Raw genomic sequence first — 1,782 nt, 5'->3', positions numbered from 1 at the left:
TCTCATAGGCTTGCGGCCCGGTGATCGCCAGCACATTGGGGTGCTTCTCGCGGATGACCTCGGGCTCGGCGCCAAGGCAGCCGGTGACGATGACACGGCCATTCTCGGACAGCGCCGAGCCGATGGCGTTGAGCGACTCGTCGCGCGCGGAATCGAGGAAGCCGCAGGTGTTGACCACGACGAGATCGGCCCCGTCATGCTTGCGCGCGATCTCGTAGCCTTCCGCGCGCAGCCGCGTGATGATGCGCTCGGAATCGACGAGCGCCTTCGGGCATCCAAGACTGACGAAACTGACGCGAGGGGCAGACATAAGCTTTTCCGGGCTTTTCGGGATCGGCGGCGCAATACCACACTAATTGCGGCATTGGTATGGGCAACGGCTGCGGCGAAACACAACCGTCGTTGTTCCGCCTGCCGCTGGCGCCGATCGTCAACTTACCGCTGCATTGACATGCGGCCACACTTCCATCGCGCCCCGATAGACCATGTCGACTGCCACATAGAGGATGATCGCCAGGCCGATATAGGCAATCCAGCGATAGCGATGCAGCAGCCTGGCGATGAAGCTCGCGGCAAGGCCCATCAAGCCGATCGACAGCACGAGACCGATGACCAGCACCCAGAAATGATCGCGCGCCGCACCGGCGACCGCCAGCACGTTGTCGAGCGACATCGACACGTCGGCGACGACGATCTGCAGCGCCGCCTGGCCAAGCGTCTTGCGCGGCGCCTTGCCGGCGATCTTGCTGTCCCTGTCGAAGTCGGTATTGGACAGTGCCTCCGTCGCCTCCTCCTCGTCGGCATGAGAGGTGCGCAACTCGCGGTACATCTTCCAGCACACCCACAAGAGCAGGATGCCGCCGGCGAGCAGCAGGCCGACGATAGCCAACAGCTTGACGGTTACCGCGGCAAACAGGATGCGCAGCACGGTCGCTGCCAGCACGCCGATGAGGATCGCCCTCTTGCGCTGCTCGGTGGGCAGGCCGGCGGCCGCCAGCCCGATGACGATCGCATTGTCGCCGGCCAGCACAAGATCGATGGCAATGACCTGGAGAAGGGCGGTCAAGCTTGCGGCGCTGAAAATGTCCATCGGCTGGAGGCCCTTTGCTGTTCGCCGAGTGTCGGTCGTCGAATATCCAGACGCCCTAACGTGTATGGTTCGTGTGCGTCAAGTGACCGGCCGGAACAAGCGCGGCAAGCCGACTTTTTTCGACAGGCGAGTGATCGGTTCGGGTCAAAATGGCAGGTCGCCGACAGGCCGGCGCAAGTGCGTCGTGGCTCTAGTCGTAGAGATTGTACTTCGCCCAATCGGTTTCCGGGATCTCGTCGCCGATCCGGTAACGCAGCTGCAGGACCTGCATGTGGTCCGGCGCGGTCTGGCACTTGAACTTCAACCGATACCATTGCCCCTTGCTGCGGAAGGCCGCGCCCGGGCTCCGGATCGCGTCGGCGCTCATCTCCGGCGTAGCAAAGGCGTAGGCGACCACTCGGTCGGCCTTGTATTTGTGGTCGTCGTGGGTGATCCGATCGAGCACTTCCGCATCGCAGCGCTGTTCGAGCCGGGTCTGTGGATCGAGTTTCAGGAGGCCGGCGCGCAGCGCGTTGTCCATCGCATAGGCCGGCCATGCCAGCGTCAAGGACGCCAAAACCAAGAGGCAGAGCTTTTTCATCGGCGGGAGAAGCAGCATATTTTGTCTGAGAAATCAACCAGACCGCGGTCGGACGGCGGGCGTAGCCCTCACACGCTACTGCGGTATCTGGGCCTTTTTGCCTGTATGTGAG

The 1,782-nt window shown here is 62.8% G+C and carries 2 protein-coding genes and 1 pseudogene; all 3 read right to left on the bottom strand.

Annotated features, from left to right (window positions below; genetic code table 11):
- A pseudogene (locus tag EN742_RS33935) lies at positions 1-310 on the bottom strand (30S ribosomal protein S12 methylthiotransferase RimO); the annotation flags it as partial.
- A gap of 120 nt (positions 311-430) precedes the next feature.
- The gene (locus EN742_RS33930; protein WP_126054546.1) at positions 431-1,090 is read right to left on the bottom strand and encodes a TerC family protein; all 660 of its coding nucleotides are present in this window, start codon (positions 1,088-1,090) and stop codon (positions 431-433) included.
- 190 nt (positions 1,091-1,280) lie between these two features.
- Positions 1,281-1,688, bottom strand: coding sequence for a DUF930 domain-containing protein (locus tag EN742_RS33925; RefSeq protein ID WP_127406290.1), 408 nt, complete (start codon positions 1,686-1,688; stop codon positions 1,281-1,283).
- Positions 1,689-1,782: the final 94 nt, after the last annotated feature.

Origin of the sequence: Mesorhizobium sp. M4A.F.Ca.ET.020.02.1.1 (genome assembly GCF_004022645.1) — a bacterium.
Classification (GTDB): Bacteria; Pseudomonadota; Alphaproteobacteria; order Rhizobiales; family Rhizobiaceae; genus Mesorhizobium.
Note: the sequence above shows the minus strand (reverse complement) of the source record. Positions and strands in the feature narration are given on the sequence as shown.

Excerpts from the sequence above, each read along its gene's own strand:
- EN742_RS33930 (WP_126054546.1), bottom strand. The coding sequence starts at position 1,090 with ATGGACATTTTCAGCGCCGCAAGCTTGACCGCCCTTCTCCAGGTCATT.
- EN742_RS33925 (WP_127406290.1), bottom strand. The coding sequence starts at position 1,688 with ATGCTGCTTCTCCCGCCGATGAAAAAGCTCTGCCTCTTGGTTTTGGCG.